17 protein-coding genes are annotated in these 16,390 nt (G+C 67.7%); 10 read left to right on the top strand and 7 right to left on the bottom strand.

From position 1 onward, the window contains the following. Window positions 1–76: 76 nt before the first annotated feature. Window positions 77–400 (bottom strand): hypothetical protein, encoded by a 324-nt coding sequence (locus ACUVYZ_RS09745; RefSeq protein ID WP_439934089.1) that lies wholly within the window; start codon window positions 398–400, stop codon window positions 77–79. Window positions 401–488: 88 nt separating this feature from the next. Between ACUVYZ_RS09745 and ACUVYZ_RS09740 the strand changes: the two genes are divergently transcribed. From ACUVYZ_RS09740 to ACUVYZ_RS09715, 6 genes are read left to right on the top strand one after another with little or no spacing between them, the layout of a single operon-like run. Continuing rightward, window positions 489–902 carry a hypothetical protein gene (locus ACUVYZ_RS09740; protein ID WP_439934088.1) on the top strand — a complete coding sequence of 138 codons (414 nt, stop codon included), beginning with the start codon at window positions 489–491 and terminating at the stop codon, window positions 900–902. A 53-nt stretch (window positions 903–955) separates the two neighbouring features. Next, complete coding sequence (locus tag ACUVYZ_RS09735) at window positions 956–1,798, top strand: CbbQ/NirQ/NorQ/GpvN family protein (RefSeq protein WP_439934087.1); 843 nt, start codon at window positions 956–958, stop codon at window positions 1,796–1,798. A 21-nt stretch (window positions 1,799–1,819) separates the two neighbouring features. Next, a complete protein-coding gene (locus ACUVYZ_RS09730; protein ID WP_439934086.1) occupies window positions 1,820–2,383 on the top strand; it encodes a DedA family protein in 564 nt (187 codons plus the stop codon). 13 nt (window positions 2,384–2,396) lie between these two features. Next, complete coding sequence (locus tag ACUVYZ_RS09725) at window positions 2,397–4,928, top strand: nitric oxide reductase activation protein NorD (protein WP_439934085.1); 2,532 nt, start codon at window positions 2,397–2,399, stop codon at window positions 4,926–4,928. Window positions 4,929–4,932: 4 nt separating this feature from the next. Then, window positions 4,933–6,117, top strand: a complete 1,185-nt coding sequence (locus ACUVYZ_RS09720; RefSeq protein WP_439934084.1) for an acetoin utilization protein AcuC — start codon at window positions 4,933–4,935, stop codon at window positions 6,115–6,117. 8 nt (window positions 6,118–6,125) lie between these two features. Further along, window positions 6,126–7,271 carry an aldo/keto reductase gene (locus ACUVYZ_RS09715; RefSeq protein WP_439934083.1) on the top strand — a complete coding sequence of 382 codons (1,146 nt, stop codon included), beginning with the start codon at window positions 6,126–6,128 and terminating at the stop codon, window positions 7,269–7,271. A 17-nt stretch (window positions 7,272–7,288) separates the two neighbouring features. Here ACUVYZ_RS09715 and ACUVYZ_RS09710 read toward each other — a convergent pair whose 3' ends face one another. From ACUVYZ_RS09710 to ACUVYZ_RS09690, 5 genes are all read right to left on the bottom strand, one after another. Beyond that, window positions 7,289–8,794 carry a tripartite tricarboxylate transporter permease gene (locus tag ACUVYZ_RS09710; protein WP_439934082.1) on the bottom strand — a complete coding sequence of 502 codons (1,506 nt, stop codon included), beginning with the start codon at window positions 8,792–8,794 and terminating at the stop codon, window positions 7,289–7,291. A 12-nt stretch (window positions 8,795–8,806) separates the two neighbouring features. Then, window positions 8,807–9,268: a tripartite tricarboxylate transporter TctB family protein gene (locus ACUVYZ_RS09705; RefSeq protein WP_439934081.1), complete on the bottom strand. Its 462-nt coding sequence runs from the start codon at window positions 9,266–9,268 to the stop codon at window positions 8,807–8,809. A 79-nt stretch (window positions 9,269–9,347) separates the two neighbouring features. Then, on the bottom strand, window positions 9,348–10,325 hold the full coding sequence (locus ACUVYZ_RS09700) for a tripartite tricarboxylate transporter substrate binding protein BugD (protein ID WP_439934080.1): 978 nt from the start codon (window positions 10,323–10,325) through the stop codon (window positions 9,348–9,350). Window positions 10,326–10,536: 211 nt separating this feature from the next. Next, window positions 10,537–11,763: a lysophospholipid transporter LplT gene (gene lplT, locus ACUVYZ_RS09695; RefSeq protein ID WP_439934079.1), complete on the bottom strand. Its 1,227-nt coding sequence runs from the start codon at window positions 11,761–11,763 to the stop codon at window positions 10,537–10,539. Window positions 11,764–11,967: 204 nt separating this feature from the next. Next, window positions 11,968–12,537 carry a TM2 domain-containing protein gene (locus ACUVYZ_RS09690; protein ID WP_439934078.1) on the bottom strand — a complete coding sequence of 190 codons (570 nt, stop codon included), beginning with the start codon at window positions 12,535–12,537 and terminating at the stop codon, window positions 11,968–11,970. 122 nt (window positions 12,538–12,659) lie between these two features. On the opposite strand from ACUVYZ_RS09690, the gene ACUVYZ_RS09685 reads away from it, so the two are divergent. From ACUVYZ_RS09685 to alr, 4 genes are all read left to right on the top strand, one after another. Beyond that, window positions 12,660–13,571 carry a LysR family transcriptional regulator gene (locus ACUVYZ_RS09685; RefSeq protein WP_439934077.1) on the top strand — a complete coding sequence of 304 codons (912 nt, stop codon included), beginning with the start codon at window positions 12,660–12,662 and terminating at the stop codon, window positions 13,569–13,571. Continuing rightward, window positions 13,568–14,311, top strand: a complete 744-nt coding sequence (locus tag ACUVYZ_RS09680) for a GMP synthase (protein WP_439934076.1) — start codon at window positions 13,568–13,570, stop codon at window positions 14,309–14,311. The genes ACUVYZ_RS09685 and ACUVYZ_RS09680 overlap by 4 nt, the downstream gene beginning before the upstream one ends. Next, window positions 14,308–14,658, top strand: a complete 351-nt coding sequence (locus tag ACUVYZ_RS09675) for a Crp/Fnr family transcriptional regulator (protein ID WP_439934075.1) — start codon at window positions 14,308–14,310, stop codon at window positions 14,656–14,658. The genes ACUVYZ_RS09680 and ACUVYZ_RS09675 overlap by 4 nt, the downstream gene beginning before the upstream one ends. Before the next feature lie 67 nt (window positions 14,659–14,725). Next, entirely contained in the window at window positions 14,726–15,793 is a 1,068-nt protein-coding gene (alr, locus tag ACUVYZ_RS09670) for an alanine racemase (RefSeq protein ID WP_439934074.1), read from the top strand. Between the two features lie 6 nt (window positions 15,794–15,799). Here alr and ACUVYZ_RS09665 read toward each other — a convergent pair whose 3' ends face one another. After that, window positions 15,800–16,132: a hypothetical protein gene (locus ACUVYZ_RS09665; protein ID WP_439934073.1), complete on the bottom strand. Its 333-nt coding sequence runs from the start codon at window positions 16,130–16,132 to the stop codon at window positions 15,800–15,802. Between the last annotated feature and the right edge of the window lie 258 nt (window positions 16,133–16,390).

The following is a 16,390-nucleotide window of genomic DNA, read 5'->3' as shown; positions in this document are numbered from 1 at the left end:
AGGGGATGAGCGTGGCCAGCCCGGACTTCACGAGGGACTCGGGAGGATAGCGCGGGCCGGATGAGAAATATCCGGGCTAGCCCACCCAGGCGTGCTCCAGCACGTCCAGCCGCAGGTCCTGGCTGAAGCGCTGGCCGTCCCCCTCGCAGGTCAAGGTGACGATGTGCACGCCGGGCTCGGAATAGACGATCTCGTGAGTGAAGGTGCCGGGGAGCGCCACCTCGGCCTCGGCCAGGGTGGCGCCGCCCTCGTCCGTCAGCCGGCAGCGGGCGCGGCCGCGGCCGTCCAGCAGGGCCTGGACATGGAAGGACTGCCCGGGGCAGCGGCGGTAGACCTGGGGATCCCGGTTGGGGTTGTAGGGAAGGCGGTTGAGCTTCACCAGTTTCACGAGGGGCTTCATACGGATTTCCCAAGGCAAGGCAAGATGCGTAAAATGAACATATTAGAGAATGCTAATCCTATCCCATTTTCCGCCGAGCGTGCGTTCCATGTCCGATCCTAGCTCCCTGATTCAGGTGTTCGAGGAAACGGGTGAGGCCCTGGCCGTCCTGGAGGCCCAGGCCCGGGAAGGGCGCCTGCCTCCCGTGGGGGAGACCGTGGAGCGCTGCATTGCCCTCGTCAGGGGGCTCATCGTGGCCTATCTCCGGGACGAGGGGTGCAAGCCCGTGCCTCCCGACGGGGCCGACTTGCTGGAGGTGTGGAAAGTCCTGGTGAAGGGGGAACCCTTCTGGAACACCATCCGGGACAACCTGCGGGAGCTGGTCTACTACCGCAACTGCCTGGCCCTCGGACGGGAGGACGCGCTGCCGGCTGTGCCGGAGAAGATGGCGGTGCGCACCGCCCGCCACCTCTACCTCTTCATCAAGACCCGTTGCATTCGCGAGGGCCGCATAGCAGCATAGCGAGAAGGAGCGGTTCGCTCCCAGGACAAGGGCGGTCAAGCCCGACGGAAGCCATGAAACAATTCGTCAACCGCCTGCGCGGCGTGGAGCGCGACATCCTCCAGGCGCCCGAACGGGGCGCCCCTCCCTACTACGAGCCCCAGGGCAACGAGATCCAGGTGTTCGAAGCGGCCTGGCGCAAGCGCTTGCCAGTGATGCTGAAGGGACCCACCGGCTGCGGCAAGACCCGCTTCCTGGAGTACATGGCGTGGCGCCTGAACCGGCCCCTGGTGACGGTGGCCTGCCACGAAGACCTGACCAGCGCTGACCTGGTGGGCCGCTTCCTGCTGGAGGGGGATGAGACCGTGTGGCAGGACGGGCCCCTCACCCGGGCGGTCAAGGCCGGGGCCATCTGCTACTTGGACGAGATCGTGGAGGCGCGCACCGACACCACGGTGGTGATCCATCCCCTCACCGACCACCGGCGGCGCCTGCCCCTGGAGAAGAAGGGGCAGGAGATCGAGGCCCACGAGGACTTCATGCTGGTGATCTCCTATAACCCGGGCTACCAGACGGTACTCAAGGACCTGAAGCCTTCCACCAAGCAGCGCTTCATCGGCATCCAGTTCGATTTTCCGGACGAGGCCTTGGAGCTGCGCATCCTCGGCAACGAAGTCCCGGAGCTAGACCCCCAGCTCGCCCGCAAGCTGGTGGCGGCGGGCCAGCGGGCGCGCGCGCTCAAGGACCACGGGCTGGAGGAAGCGACCTCCACCCGCGCCCTCGTCTATGCCGCCAGCATGATGGCGGCGGGGCTGGCGCCGGTGGAAGCGTGCCGCGTGGCTATGGTCAATCCGGTCACCGACGACATGGAGCTGGCCGAGGCCCTGATGGAAATCGTGCGGGCCCATTTCGAATAGGGCCGCCGCGGGTCGCAAGCGTTGACGCTCGAATCGTTCATCCGCGACTACGGCTACCTGGCCGTCTTCGTCGGAACCTTTCTCGAAGGCGAGACCATCCTGCTGATGGCCGGCTTCGCCGCCCAGCGGGGTTATCTCTCCCTTCCCGAGGTCATAGCGGTCGCCTTCCTCGGGGGCTTCGCCGGCGACCAGCTTTACTTTCACCTGGGCCGGCGGCACGGAAGCGCCCTGCTCGAGCGGTTTCCCTCCCTGCGGGAGCGCACCGAGGCGGTGCGCCGGCTGCTCTTCCGCTTCCACGCGCTCATCATCCCGGCGTTGCGCTTCGTGTACGGGATGCGGGTGATCGGCCCGATGGCGCTGGGGATGAGCGCGGTGCCGCCGCGTCGCTTCTTGGCGCTCAACCTGGCGGGCGCAGCCCTCTGGGCTGCCCTGATAGCGGGCGCCGGCTACTTTTTCGGCCGGGCGCTGGAGCTCCTGGTGCGGGATCTGGCGCGTTTCGAAGCAGCGGTATTCGGGCTCATGGCGGCCGTGGGCGTGGCGGCGTGGCTCGTACTCCACCGCCGGGGGAAGCACCGGCCGCAATGAGGCGTCGTTTTCCATGTCGGACGACATCGACGGTCTGCTGCACGAGCTGGCCCAGGTGAGCTTCGTCGCCCATCGGGACGCGGTGGACGCCTTGCCCGCGATCCGCCGCCACGGCGAGGCGACGGCCTCGGCCTGGCTCGCGGCTTGCCGGGTGCTCTTCCTCCACGACCGGGAGGCGGGCAAGGCGTTCATCCGTCTGAGCGGAGAGGCCGAGCGCATGTCGGAGTTGGTGCTCCCCTGGACCTCCCAGGCCCTGGCGTTTCTCGACTTCCGGGCCCCGGCCCGGGCGGTGGAGGGCTTCATGGAAAACCTGCCCCAGGCCTTCGCCACCCTGGGGCACGCGGGGGAGGCGCGCTGGGCCGAGATCGGCTTCCTCTGGTGTCGCCGGCACCTGGAAAGCGGCACCCTCTATTTCCGCACGCCGGTGGCGGACCTGGCGGGCCGCCAGGGGATCACGGGGGTGGAGCACATCACCCAGCCGGCGGAGGAGCTCTACGAGACCCGGCGCCTGATGCTGGCCGCTTATCTCCCCGGAGCCATCAAGGTGCGAAACCTCCTGGGGCCCCAAGCCCTGCTGCCCTGGGCCCAACGGGGCGCGGACATCCTGCAGGCGGGCCGGCTGCGGGGCGAGGCCTATTTCCGGCTGGAATCCGAGGAAAGCCTGCAGATCCTGCTGGAGCAGGTGCCGGGCTACCGGGTCGCCGAGCATCAGCGGCTGCTGGAATGCCTGCTCGCCGCCTGGTTCGAGACGCCCCCGCCGGTGCGGGAGAGCGCCTGGTCGCCGGATCAGGGGCGCGCTTTCGTGGAAACCGACGGGCGGGCCGTGTACGTGCCGGTGGCCCTGCCCGAGCGGGAAGAGGCCGTCGTGGGCTTGCTGCACAACGCCGGCCACGTGGCCTGCGGCTCTTTCGAGCGGGCCCAATTGCAGGCCCTGTTCGCCGCCGCCGGCGTGGATCCCGGCCCCCTTTCGCTCCAGCAGCGGGCGAGCCTCGATCCGGTCTTTGCCGCCTTCGGCGAGGATGCGCCCCGCTTCCGGCTCCTCTTCGACCTGTGCGAGGACCTACGGGTGGACGCTCGCCTGCGCCGTCGCATTCCCAACCACCTGCGGCGACTCATGCGACTGGCGGAGCGGCGACCCATGCCTGCAGGCCCGGCCGCGCCCTATTACCGGGCGGCCCTGGACACCTTGCGCCTCGTCCTGGATGAGACCACGGTCGGCCCCGAGCGGCAGGCCGAGCTCCAGTGGGATGAGTACCTTCGCCCCTTGACCGGGGAAGGGGCCACCCTGGTGGACGCGTTCCAGGCGGCGAAGAAGCTGCTCGCGGGCAGCACCTTTCCCCCGCTCCCGACGATGGAGGATTTCCAGCAGGCGTATCTTCCCGGGCGTTCCCCCCACGGAGGGCGGGGGGTTTACCCCCAGGAAACGGAGGACCGATCCCGGGCGGCCCAAGGGGAAGGGGAAAGGGACGCGCCCGCCCGGGAAGGGGCCGTGGGGAAGGGACGGGAGCAGTCCGAGGAGGTCGCGGCCGGCGCCCAGGTGGCCCCCGTAGAGGCGGCGACGGGACAGGCCGCGGCGGGGCTGGGTCGCGACCTAGGCCGGCGGGCCCAGGACGCTTCCGCCGGCGCCGGGCCTCACCGGGCCCAGGAGCGGGGCGTGCCTTACCCGGAGTGGGATTACCGGGAGGGGCGCTATAAGACCCGATGGGCCTGGGTCCAGGAGCGGCGCCTTTCCGAGACCAACCTGGCAGAGGCCGAGCGGCTGATCGCCGCCTATGGGGAAGCGGCCGCCCGCTTGAAGCGAGCGATCCAAGCCCAGAAGCCCACCCGGCTCGCCCCCCGCCGGCGCCAGTGGGAAGGGGAGGAGGTGGACGTGGACGCCGCCGTGACTTTCATCACGGAAAAGCACGCCGGCCGCCTTCCCTTGCCCCGGGTCTACCGGCAGCGGCAGCGGCAGGAGCGGGACATCTCGGTGACGTTGCTGGCCGATCTGTCCACCTCCGTCATGCAGCAGCTCCCGGGGGAGCAGGGGCGCCTCGTGGACCGCATCCGGGCCGGCATCCTGCTCTTCGCCCAGGCGATGGAGGAGGTGGGCGATCCCTACGCCATCGCCGGCTTTTCCTCCAAGTATCGGGACAACGTGAGCTACTACACTATCAAGGACTTCGACGAGCCTTTCACCACCGAGGTGCGGGCGGTGGTGGGCGGGCTTTCGGGACGCCTCGCCACCCGCATGGGGGCGGCCATCCGCCACGCCATCGCCCGTTTCGCCGCGAGCCCTACGCCCCGACGGCTGCTCCTGATCCTCTCCGATGGCCGCCCCGAGGACTACGACGACGGCGGCGACATCCGTTACCTGCACGAGGACACCCGGGTGGCGGTCAAGGAGGCGGTGAACCAGGGGGTGCACCCGTTCTGCATCACGGTGGATCCGGCGGGCAGCGACTACCTGCCCAGGATCTTCGGCCACGGGCACTTCCTGGTGCTGGACCACATCAACTCGCTGCCGTTGCGGCTTCCGGAGATCTACCTGCGGTTGAGGCGATGATGAAATGAGCGCCTTCGATCCCTATCCAATTCCCCGCCACGCCACCCTCATCGCCGCCGACCGGCAGGGCCTGGGCGCCTACGGAAAGAATCATCCCCTCGCCATCCCCCGGGTCTCCCTCACGGTGGCCCTGATCCGGGCCTACGGAGCTCTCGCCGAGGGGGAGCTTCTCGCGCCCCGTAAGGCGGCCGACGTCGAGCTCACCGGGTTCCATACCCCCGATTACGTGGCGGCCTTGAAGCGCAGCGAAGCCCTGGGGCGAGTGACGAGCGCCCACCGGGCGCGCCATCGTCTGGGCACCCTGGAGAACCCCTACTTCGAGCGTTTCTTCTCCATCGCGGCCGCCGCAGCCGGCGGGAGCCTCCAGGCGGCGGAGGCGGTGCTCGCCGGACGGGTCGCCTTCAATCCCGCAGGAGGCATGCACCACGCTCGGCCCGACCATGCCCGGGGCTTCTGCTACTTCAACGATCCGGTGTTGGCGATCTTGCGGCTTAAGGCGGAAGGATGGCGGGTGCTGTATTTGGACCTGGACGCCCACCATGGCGACGGGGTGGAGGAGGCCTTCGCCGACGATCCTGACGTGCTCACCCTGTCCCTGCACATGGACACGGCCTACGCCTATCCCCACCGGGGCGGGCGGCTGGAGGACGTGGGCACCGCCCTAGGGGGTCATACCACTATCAACGTGCCGCTCCCCCCTCGCACCCATGACGGGGAGTATCGGCTCCTCTTCGACGCCGTGTGGGGGCCCGTCCTGGAGCGCTTCGCTCCCGAGGTCATCGTGCTCCAGGCGGGCACGGACCTGCTGGCTGCCGACCCCCTGGGGAAGCTGGCTGTCTCCACCCAATGCTTCCTGGACATCTGCGGCGAGGTGCTGCGCACCGCCCCCCGACACCCAGACGGCACGCCCCGGCTCCTCGCCACCGGTGGAGGCGGCTACCACCCGGCGCTCCTAGCCCGGGCCTGGGCGGGGCTGTGGGGCCTCCTCTCCGGGCGGACGCTGCCCGACGAGATCCCGCTCGAGGGAGCGGAAAGGCTGCGCGCCGCGGCATGCAACCAGGACGAAGATGCGCCCGGCGACCCGCGCCTGTACTGGTCCCGGCTGGACGAGCCGACCGAGGGACCCATACGCCCGGAAGTGGTCGAGCTCGCCCGGCGGCTCGCTGCCCATCCCTTTTTCCGCGGGTGACGATGGGGGTGGAGACGCCCGTTCCCGGTTACGCCACCCGCCGGGGCACCGAAGAATACGCCCTCCGGTTCGGCGCCTGCTGCGGCGCTGGGCACTACAGCGAGTTCCTCAATCTACACCTCAAGCTCTCCTCCCTGGGCCTGGGCACTTTTCCCGGGGCGGCGAGGGACGAGGTGGACGAGGGCTACGCTGCCATCGTGGAGCGGGCGCTGCTTGAGGGTATCAACGTCATCGACACCGCAGCCCATTACCGCTACGGTCGGTCCCTGCGGGCGGTGGGTGAGGGCCTGCGCCGAGCGTTCGCCGCGGGCGTCACTCGGGAACAGGTGTTTCTGATCTCCAAAGGTGGGTTTCTCGCTTTCGAAGGCGGGCCGCCAGAGGATTTTGACGCCTGGTTCGAGTCGGCCATCGCGGGCCGCGGCCTAGGAGATCGGCGCGATCTGTGCGGCGTACACCTCCTAGCCCCCGAGCACATCGCCTGGCAGCTCGATCGCTCCCTGGAGCTGCTCGGCGTGGCGACCCTGGACGCCTTCCTCGTGGACCAGCCCGAGGTTCACCTCCCCGCGATCGGCAAGGCCGAGCTGAACCGCAAGCTGGAGCGGGCCTTCGTCGCGCTGGAGCGGGCGGTGGCAAAGGGCTTGATCCGCTGCTACGGAGTTTCCACCTTCAACGCCTTCCGAGTGGAGACCGATCATCCCCTGTTCCAGTCGCTACCGTCTCTGCTGGGATTGGCGGAGAAAGCCGCCCGCGCAGCCACGGGGGATCCCCAGGCGCGGCACCACTTCCGCGTGATCGAGGTGCCTTTCAATCAGATGATGACGGAGGCATTCACCCGGTTCTCCCATGCCACCGGCCAGGGCAACATCGCCTCCACCCTGCAGGCGGCCCACCAGTTGCGCGTGTACGTGCTGGCGAGCCACACCCTAGGCAAGGGGCGACTCGCGCAGTGTTGCGCCGAGGGCGTGCTTGCCGCCTTGCGCGAGCTTCCCAACCACCCCCAGCGGGCCATGCAGTTCAACCGATCCACCCCCGGCATCGGCACCAGCCTGGTGGGCGTGAGCACCTTGGCGCACCTGGAGGACCTGCTGGCGGTGGCCCGCATGCCGCCCATGTCCAGGGAGGCCTATCTGCGGCTGTACCGGCGGGCGGAGTGAGACCCGGCCGTGGGGCGTCACTCTTCCTCATGGAAGGCCTCCTCTCGCCGCTTGCGCAGGGTGGGCGAAAGCACCACGAACATGGCTGCCACTGCCAGGGCCAGCATCACGGCGCTCAAGGGGCGAGTGACGAAGACGGTGGGATCGCCCCGGGACAGGAGCAGGGCCCGCCGCAGGTATTCCTCCATCATGGGGCCGAGAATAAAGCCGAGCAGCATCGGCGCGGGCTCACAGTCCAGCTTGGCGAACACGTAGCCCAGCAGGGCGAACAGCGCCATCAGGTACACGTCGTACTGGCTGTTGTTGACGCTGAACACGCCGATGGCGCAAAAGACCAGAATCGCGGGATAGAGCAGGTGATACGGCACGCTGATCAACCGCACCCACAAGCCGATCAAGGGAAGGTTGAGGATGACCAGCATGAGGTTGCCGATCCACATGGAGACGATGATTCCCCAGAACAGCACCGGTTGCTCGTTTACCACCGAGGGGCCCGGCTGGATGCCCTGAATGATCATCGCCCCGATCATGAGCGCCATCACCGGGTTGGACGGGATGCCCAGGGTTAGCATGGGGATAAACGAAGTCTGGGCGCCGGCGTTGTTGGCCGACTCGGGCCCGGCGACCCCTTCGATGGCACCCTTGCCGAACTGCTCCGGATTTTTCGAGATCTTCTTTTCCAGGGAGTAGGAGGCGAAAGAAGCGAGCATCGCCCCGCCACCGGGCAGGATTCCCAAGGCGGAACCCAGGGCCGTGCCCCGCAGCACCGGGGCGGCGATGCGCTTCAAGTCCTCCAAGGTCGGCATAAGACCGGTCACGTGCTTGATGGTCACTTCCCGGGTCGCCTCGTGCTCAAGGTTTCGGATGATTTCGCCCAGACCGAACATGCCCATGGCCACCACTACGAAACCGATGCCGTCGGCGAGCCAGGGCTGGTCGAAGGTGTAGCGCTGCAAGCCAGAGTTCACGTCGGTGCCGATGAGACCCAGCAGAAGCCCCAATACGATCATGCCGATGGCATGTAGCAGGGAGCCGTGGGCCAGCACCACTGAGGCCACCAGCCCCAGCACCATGAGGGAGAAGTACTCCGCGGGTCCGAATTTCAACGCCAGCTCCGCCAGCGGCGGCCCGAACAGGGCGAGGACGAAGGTGGCCAGCGTCCCGGCGACGAAGGAGCCGATGGCGGCGGTGGCGAGGGCCTTGCCCGCTCTTCCCTGGCGCGCCATTTGGTAGCCGTCCAGGGCGGTGACCACGGAGGCTGATTCTCCCGGAAGGTTCACCAGGATGGCGGTGGTGGAACCGCCGTACTGGGCGCCGTAATAGATGCCCGCCAGCATGATCAGGGCCGACACCGGTGGCAGTGTAAAAGTGAGGGGCAGCAGCATGGCGATTGTGGCCACCGGCCCCAACCCCGGCAGCACCCCGATCACGGTTCCGAGCAGCACCCCGATGAAGCAGTAGAGCAGGTTTTCCGGCGAGAGGGCGGCGGCAAAGCCGATGCCAAGGCTGGAGAAGAGTTCCATGGCGGCGCTCCGTCAGCCGCCGAGCCAGGGACCGAAGAGCGGCAGGGGGAGGCCCAGTGCCTGCACGAACACCAGGGCGCAGAAGAGGGTCAACCCCGCCGCCAGGGCGATGGAAGGGAACCAGCGGAAGTGGGCGCTGGCGTAGGCGCTTGCCAGCACCAGTACCGCGGTGGCGGGAACCAGGCCCGCGCCCCGCACCAGCACACCGAAGAGCAACGTGGGGACCAGCACGAGGACCACTTTACGCCAGGCCAACGGGGCGATTTTTTCCCCGTGCCGAACCAGGGAACGGATGAGGGCGGCGAGGCCGATGAGGGTGAGCAGCCCTCCCAGAACGGTGGGGAAGTAGGCGGGGCCCATCTTGAGCGCTGTGCCCATGGGATAGTCCCGCGCGATGACGATGGCCGCGAGGCCGATGGTCACGTAAAGGACCCCGGTCCAGAAATCTTTTGGATGCTTGATGAGCGAAGGCACGGTTTGGCCTCCTTCTCCGCCTCAGGCGAAGAACACAAAAGGCGGGCTGCGCCTCACGTGCTGTCCGCCTACAAGATTGTCAATCAGCGTACACTCCTGCCTTCTTAAGGATGGGTCCCCACTTGTCGATCTCCCGCTTCAAATGTTCCCGCAGGGCTTCGGGGGTGGCTCGCTCCAAAGCCACCGGCTCGGTGCCCAGGTCAGCAAAGCGCTGCTTGACGGTGGCGTCCTGGAGCGCCGCTTTGAGCGCGGCGGAAAGCTTGTCCACGACGGGCTTGGGCGTACCCTTGGGCGCATACAGACCATGCCAGACGGTGACCTCAAAGTTGGGCAGGCCTGCTTCGTGCAGCGTAGGCACATCGGGCAGGGAAGGCACCCGGGTCTTGGTGGTGACGCCGTAAACCTTGATCTTCCCGGCCCTTATCTGGCTCGTGGTGTTGGTGGTTTGGTCGCACATGAAGTCCACTTGGCCGCCCAGCAGGTCGTTCATGGCCGGTCCCGTGCCCTTGTAGGGGACCGTGGTAAGGGGGGTTTCGATGGCGCTCATGAACAGGGTGCCGCAGAGGTGGGACGCCGAGCCCAGGCCCGCGTTGGCGTACGTCACCTTGTCCTTGTTGGCCTTGACGTAAGCGAGCAGCTCCTTGAAGTCCTTGGGCGGGAAATCCTTGCGCGCCACTAAGGTCATGGGCACCTCGGTGACCATTCCGATGGGCTCGAAGTCCTTGATGGGGTCATAGGGCAGCTTGCGGTACAGGGCGGGGGCGGTGGACTGCCCGATGTGGTGCAGCAGGATGGTGTAGCCGTCGGGAGCGGCTCGCGCCACGCGGCCGGCACCCAAGGTGCCGCCCGCGCCACCGACGTTCTCGATGATGATCTGCTGCTTGAGCGCGCCGCCCATGGCTTGGGCGAGCAATCGGGCCACCGTGTCGGTGGGCCCGCCCGCGGCAAAGGGGACCACCATGGTGATCACCTTGGACGGGTAGTCCTGGGCGTGGACTAGGGCCGCGGCTCCCAGGGTCAGCAGAAGCGTCAAAAGGCGGGCAATGGCACTGGGCATCGTTTTCCTCCTCGCGGTCGTTGGTGGTTTGGGCTCTACTCCGGGCGGCGCCCGTTCCAGGCCTTCTGGCGGCACATTCGCCTTGCGCCTCGGGACCGGAACGGGCAGCCATTGTAGCCTAAGTCGAATAGGGCAATAGGGTATTGAACGAAACGGGCCCGGACCAGGTGGCCGGCAAGGGGCGGACGGTCTGCGGAGGCGCTCGGACTGGCTATATCCGGCCCTGGTCCTGGTCGTGGCCGTGCTTGCGCCACAGGTAGCTCATGGCCAGGGCCACGAAGGTGCCGAAGATGAGGATCACGGTATAGATCGAGAGCTCGGCTCGGATCATCACGGCGTAGGCCCCCAGCATCACCAGGATGGACAGGTTCTCGTTGAAGTTCTGCACCGCGATGGAGTGGCCGGCCCCCATGAGCAGGTGCCCCCGGTGCTGCAGCAGGGCGTTCATGGGCACGACGAAATACCCGGCCATGGCGCCGATCGCCAGGAGCAGGCCGAAGGCGATGCGCCAGTCGTCGGTCAGGGTCATGGCCATTACCACCGCCCCCATGGCGATGCCCACCGGCAGCACCTTGACCGATCGCTCCAAGTGCACGTACCGGGCCGCCAGCATGGAGCCCACCGCGATGCCCACCGCCACCAGGGCGGTCAACTGGGTGGCCTGCTCCCGGTTGAACCCCAGGGCCACGGCGGCCCAGGTGAGCACGATGAGGCGCAAAGTGGCCCCCGCGCCCCAGAACAGGGTGGTCACGGCCAGCGACACCTGCCCCAGGGGATCCCGCCAAAGGAGCCGGAAGCAGTGCCAGAAATCGTGCAGGATGTAGCCCAGGGTGCGCTTGGGCAGCTTGTGGTCGATGTCCACCCGGGGGATGTAGAGGTTGAAGACGGCGGCGACCAGGTAGATCACCACGATCACCGCCAGCGCGAACTGGGCCGGCGTCTCGATCCCGGGCAGCGCCAGGCGGTTCGTCACCAGCGCCTCCACGCCGGGCCCGATCAGGATTCCCCCCAGGATGGCCCCCAGGATGATGGAGGCCACGGTCAAGCCCTCCATCCAGCCGTTGGCCCAGACGAGCTTGGCCGGAGGCAGGTACTCGGTGAGGATGCCGTACTTGGCAGGGGAGTACATGGCGGCGCCGATGCCCACCAGGCCGTAGGCGTAGAGGGGATTCAATCCCGCCAGCATGGTGAGGCACCCGCCGAACTTGACCGCGTTGCTCAAGAACATGACCCGCCCCTTGGGGAAGGCGTCGGCGAAGGGTCCCACGAACGGTGCCAGCGCGATGTAAGAGAAGACGAAGAACTGCTGCAAGACCGGCGTCTGCCAGGCCGGGGCGGCACGATCCTCCAGGAGGGCGATGGCGGCGAAGAGCAGGGCGTTGTCGGCGAGGGAAGAAAAGAACTGCGCCGCCAGGATCGTGAAAAACCCGAAATTCATCGCATGCGACCGGCCCGGAGAAAGAAGGGGATGGCCCGTTGTACGGCTCGGTGTTTGTTCTTGGGTCTCGGCTTTGTCGTTCTTGTCGCCGGCGTCTTCGAGCGGGCCGCAATCCGGCCGCGGGGAGCCGCCCGAGGGCTGGCCGCCCTTTATACCATAGAACCCCGTTCCCCAGCGGAGGCCGCGGGCGGGGTTCGTCGTTTTTCACTTTTCCCGCTCGCCGGCGGACGGGGAGGGAGGAGGTTCCCGGGATGGGGGCGAGGAAGCTTCCTGGTGGCGGGAGCGCCGGGCGAGGGCCCGAAGGAGCGCCTCCTGTTCGGCGAAGGAACGCGCGCGGCCGTCGGGGGCGAGGGTGAGCTCCGTTTCCCCGAGGGGCGATCCGGCTGCGTCCTCGTCCGGGAAACGGCCGCGGAAGCCCGCCGGCGCCCCGGGCGTCTGCCCCAGGTAGACCTTCATCCGCAAGGCCTTGTTGAGCCTCGCCACTCGGCCTTCGATCCACACGATGTCGTGGGCGGCGAAGCCCGCGAGGAGGGATAGGGCGGCCCAGTCGAAGTAGGGAATCCCGGCCGCGAAGCCGACGGCAGCGGCCAGGCCGAGCCCGCGGAACACCCATGCCCCCCACGGCTCCTCCAGGTAAGTCCGGTGCAGGCCCAGAGGGGCGAGCAGCAGGAGGGCGTAGGCCCGTTGCCTTCGCTTGAGAAGACGCGAAAGCTTAAGGTTGGCCGCCTGCAGCCCGCCGCCTTCCAGATCGAGCCGCTTCCACCCTTCGCTCATGCACTACCCGCAAAAAACGAATTGTGATTCAATCATATCTGGCTGTCCGGCCCACGGCCGGCGGCCGCATGTGCTTCTCGCAAACGATGAGACCCTGAAACCGACGCTCCACGCCCGCACCCATGGCCGACCGCAGACTCCAGGTCTTCTACACCGTCGCCAAGCAGCTCTCCTTCACCAAGGCGGCGGAGCTCCTCTTCATGACCCAGCCGGCGGTCACTTTCCAAGTGAAGCAACTGGAGGAGCACTTCAACACCCGGCTGTTCGAGCGCAGCCACGGCAAGATCAGCCTAACCCCCGCCGGGCAGCTCGTGTTCAACTACGCCGAGCGCATCCTCACCCTCTCTTCCGAGATGGAGACGCGGATGCACGAGATGACCGGCGGCATCGCCGGCCCCCTCTCCATCGGCGCCAGCACCACCATCGCAGAGTTCATGATCCCCCGGATCCTGGGGGAGTTCAAATCCGCCCACCCCCAGGTGCAGCCTCGCCTGGTGGTGGGCAACTCGGAGATGATCGAGAACCTGGTGGCGGACCACATGCTGGACCTGGGCCTCATCGAGTCGCCCCCCCATCTGCCCCAGCTCAAGAACGAACTCCTGTGCGAGGACGAGCTGGTGATGATCTGCGCCCCCCAGCACCCCCTAGCCCAGTCGGCGAGCGTCACGCCGAAGCAACTGGCGGAGCTGCCTTATGTGAGCCGCGAGCCCGGCTCCGGGACCCGGGAGTTCGCCGACCAGTTTTTCGCCAAGCACGGGCTCGCGCCCGAGGAGATGAACATCGTCATGGAGCTGGGGAGCCCCGAGGCGGTCAAAGGGGTGGTGGAAACGGGGCTCGGCTTCGGCGTCCTCTCCCGGGCGACGGTGGAAAAGGAGCTCAAGTTGAAGACCCTGGTGGCGGTGCCCTTCCGGCCCAGGCTCACCCGTATCATGTCCATGGTCCTGCCGAAGGAGAAATTCCGCTCCCGGCTCCTCACCACCTTCGTCGATTTCGCGACGGCGCGGTTCAATGCCCAGGCGAAGGTGAAAGCATGAAACATTTCCTGGTGGTTCAGCATACCTACTCGGAGTTCCTGGGTCTCATCGAAACCCGGCTGGAGCAGCGGGACATCGGTTTTACCTACGTGCGCCCGTTCACTGGCCAAAGCCTGCCGGGCACGGCGCTCCAGCACGACGCCCTGTGGCTGCTGGGCGGGGCGTACCCCGTGACGGACATCGAGCGGCAGCCCTGGATCGACGACGAGCTGAGGCTCATCGCCCTGTTTCAGCGGGCCCACCGCCCGGTGGTGGGGCTGGGCTTCGGCGGCCTCCTGCTCGCCCGGGCGGCGGGCGGCGCGGCCCGCAGCGAGCCCACCCATACCGCCTGCTGGACTCGGGCTCGAGCTACCGAAGGGGGACGCGGCGATCCCCTGGCCCAGGCGGTGGACGGGCGCCGGGTGCTGGTCATGTACAACGGCGCGGTGGATCTGCCCGAGGGCGTCCTTCCCCTGGTGGTGGACGAGCAGGGCCGCTGGATCGCCGCCCGCATGGGCGAGACCGCCTACGCGCTCCTCTTCCGCCCAGAGCTCAAGCCCGGGATGCTGGAGGACATGATCATGGAGGAAGGGCGCCCAACCCCGGAGAATATAGGCGACCTCCTGGCTGAGGCGAGGAGGGAGTGGCCCGAGACGCAGGAAACCGCCGACCGGGTCCTGGTGGCCTTGGTGTCCGCCCTGGACCTCATGCAGGAGCGGCGCAAGGCGCCGGTGTTCAGCCTCAACGTGGTGGCGAAATGAGTCCCCGGGAAAAGGCCTTGCTCGAGCGCTACCGGGCCCTTTCCCTGGAGGACCGGCGCATGCTGGAGGCGTTCGCCGAGTTTCTCGCCGCCCGCTCCCCGGAGACCCCGCGCCGGGAAGCGGAAACCGAGCCCCTCCCCATTCCCAGGCCGGAGAAGGAAACCGTGGTGCGGGCCATCCAGCGGCTGCGGGCCACCTACCCGATGCTGGATCCGCGGGTCCTGTTCCAGGAGACCTCCGTCTGTCTCTCCCGGCACGTGCTCCACGGCCAACCGGCCGAGGCGGTCATCGACGAGCTGGAAGAGGTGTTCTTCCGCCACTATCAGCGCATGAAGGCGGGAGGCTGAGCCGTGCTGGGCGCTGGACTCCTCCTACCGCCGGACCGCTCTTCGCCTTCCTGATCGCAGCTCACCCATGCGCCCGCTGCGCGCCGTCTTCGATTGGAGCGCCCTTGCTGCCAATTATGCCCTGGCCCGGCGCGTCGCCCGGGGCGCCCGGGCCCTGGCCGTCATCAAGGCGGATGCCTACGGCCACGGGTATCTCAAGGCGGCGCAAGCCCTTCGGGACGCGGATGGTTTCGCCCTCCTGGAGATCGACCGGGCGGCGGAGCTGCGGGACCGGGGGTTTCGCCAGCCGATCCTCCTGCTGGAGGGGTTCTTTTCCCCGGACGAGCTGGCGATGGCCGAGGCGTACCGGCTCTCGGTGGTGGTGCACAGCCTCGAGCAGCTCCGGATGCTCGCCGCGGCGCGCCGCTCCCGCCCGCTGGAAGTGTTCCTGAAGCTCAACACCGGCATGAATCGGCTGGGCCTGCAGGCTAGCGAGCTCGCTGCCGCTAGGGCGCTGCTCAAGGCCGCCCGGGGGGTCGAGGGCGTGGTCCTCATGACCCACTTCGCCACCGCGGACGAGCCGGCGGAAGGGGTGGAGGCCCAGCTCGAGCGGTTCAACGCCATGACGGCGGGTTTGTCGCTCGCCCGGTCCCTGGCCAACTCGGCGGCCCTGCTGCGCTACCCGCAAACCCATGGGGACTGGGTCCGCCCGGGCATCATGCTCTACGGGTCTTCGCCTTTCGCCGACCAGGATGCGGAGGCGTTGGGATTGAGGCCGGTGATGACGTTGGAGAGCCGGGTGATCGCGGTCCAGTCCCTCCAGGCCGGCGACCGGGTGGGTTACGGAGGGACCTTCACCGCCCCCCATCCCATGCGCATCGGCATCGTGGCCTGCGGCTACGCCGACGGCTATCCGCGCCACGCGGGCACCGGCACCCCCGTCCTGGTGAACGGGGTGCGCACCCGGACGGTGGGGCGCGTCTCCATGGACATGTTGAGCGTGGACCTGACCCCGGTGCCCGAAGCGGGTCTAGGAGCCCAGGTGACCCTGTGGGGAGAAGGGTTGTCGGTGGACGAGGTGGCCCGCGCGGCGGGCACCATCGGCTACGAGCTGCTGTGCCGCCTCACTTCCCGGGTGCCGCGGGAGGATCGCTGAAGCCTGTCAGTCGGTATTTTTGGGCGGCGACCACTCCCGCGGTTCGACCCCCAGGGGCCGCTCGAAAGTGTAGCGGAGCTGTTTGCCCACCAGGGCTTCCCCCGCCTCGTCGGTGCTTCGGCTGGGCAGGGTGAAGGGCAGACTCACCACCCACAGGGCGGCGCCGAGCACCGTCCCCACCACCCCGATGGGCCGGGCGAACAAGACGTCGGCGGCCATGGCAGCGCCCGGGTCGCCCGTTTCCGGATCGTAGCCGGCTGCCGACAGGGAGGCGGAGGCGCCCGTGAGGGCCAGGGCAAGGCCTGCGGCGGTCAACCGCTTGACGAGCGGGGTTTTCATGGACTCGGCTCCTTAGGTTGCAAGGCTTGAGCCCCCAGTATAGGGAACACCTCCTCAGAGATCAAGAAAGCCGTTTAAGAATATCTCATAACACATTGCCTTACATGAAGGAGTTTGTCGAGCTTTGCGGATTTAAGCAGCCGCGGCCTGGCTTGCCCATCCGCCCGGGGTGCTTCCCTGCCCCGCCAAGACGTGGCCTGTCGGCGGGAAGGGCCGTCCCTTGATTCCCTGGACGATGTCGGTTAGCGTGTCTAGCTC

This window comes from Pelomicrobium sp. P1 (assembly GCF_052805615.1).
The sequence above is the reverse complement of the archived record's forward strand: the minus strand, read 5'-3'. Positions and strand labels throughout refer to the sequence as shown.

What these genes read in the sequence shown, in the direction of transcription:
- ACUVYZ_RS09745 (WP_439934089.1), bottom strand. Translation starts at nt 400, where the DNA reads ATGAAGCCCCTCGTGAAACTGGTGAAGCTCAACCGCCTTCCCTACAAC.
- ACUVYZ_RS09740 (WP_439934088.1), top strand. Translation starts at nt 489, where the DNA reads ATGTCCGATCCTAGCTCCCTGATTCAGGTGTTCGAGGAAACGGGTGAG.
- ACUVYZ_RS09735 (WP_439934087.1), top strand. Translation starts at nt 956, where the DNA reads ATGAAACAATTCGTCAACCGCCTGCGCGGCGTGGAGCGCGACATCCTC.
- ACUVYZ_RS09725 (WP_439934085.1), top strand. Translation starts at nt 2,397, where the DNA reads ATGTCGGACGACATCGACGGTCTGCTGCACGAGCTGGCCCAGGTGAGC.
- ACUVYZ_RS09720 (WP_439934084.1), top strand. Translation starts at nt 4,933, where the DNA reads ATGAGCGCCTTCGATCCCTATCCAATTCCCCGCCACGCCACCCTCATC.
- ACUVYZ_RS09710 (WP_439934082.1), bottom strand. Translation starts at nt 8,794, where the DNA reads ATGGAACTCTTCTCCAGCCTTGGCATCGGCTTTGCCGCCGCCCTCTCG.
- ACUVYZ_RS09700 (WP_439934080.1), bottom strand. Translation starts at nt 10,325, where the DNA reads ATGCCCAGTGCCATTGCCCGCCTTTTGACGCTTCTGCTGACCCTGGGA.
- lplT (WP_439934079.1), bottom strand. Translation starts at nt 11,763, where the DNA reads ATGAATTTCGGGTTTTTCACGATCCTGGCGGCGCAGTTCTTTTCTTCC.
- ACUVYZ_RS09690 (WP_439934078.1), bottom strand. Translation starts at nt 12,537, where the DNA reads ATGAGCGAAGGGTGGAAGCGGCTCGATCTGGAAGGCGGCGGGCTGCAG.
- ACUVYZ_RS09685 (WP_439934077.1), top strand. Translation starts at nt 12,660, where the DNA reads ATGGCCGACCGCAGACTCCAGGTCTTCTACACCGTCGCCAAGCAGCTC.
- ACUVYZ_RS09680 (WP_439934076.1), top strand. Translation starts at nt 13,568, where the DNA reads ATGAAACATTTCCTGGTGGTTCAGCATACCTACTCGGAGTTCCTGGGT.
- ACUVYZ_RS09675 (WP_439934075.1), top strand. Translation starts at nt 14,308, where the DNA reads ATGAGTCCCCGGGAAAAGGCCTTGCTCGAGCGCTACCGGGCCCTTTCC.
- alr (WP_439934074.1), top strand. Translation starts at nt 14,726, where the DNA reads ATGCGCCCGCTGCGCGCCGTCTTCGATTGGAGCGCCCTTGCTGCCAAT.
- ACUVYZ_RS09665 (WP_439934073.1), bottom strand. Translation starts at nt 16,132, where the DNA reads ATGAAAACCCCGCTCGTCAAGCGGTTGACCGCCGCAGGCCTTGCCCTG.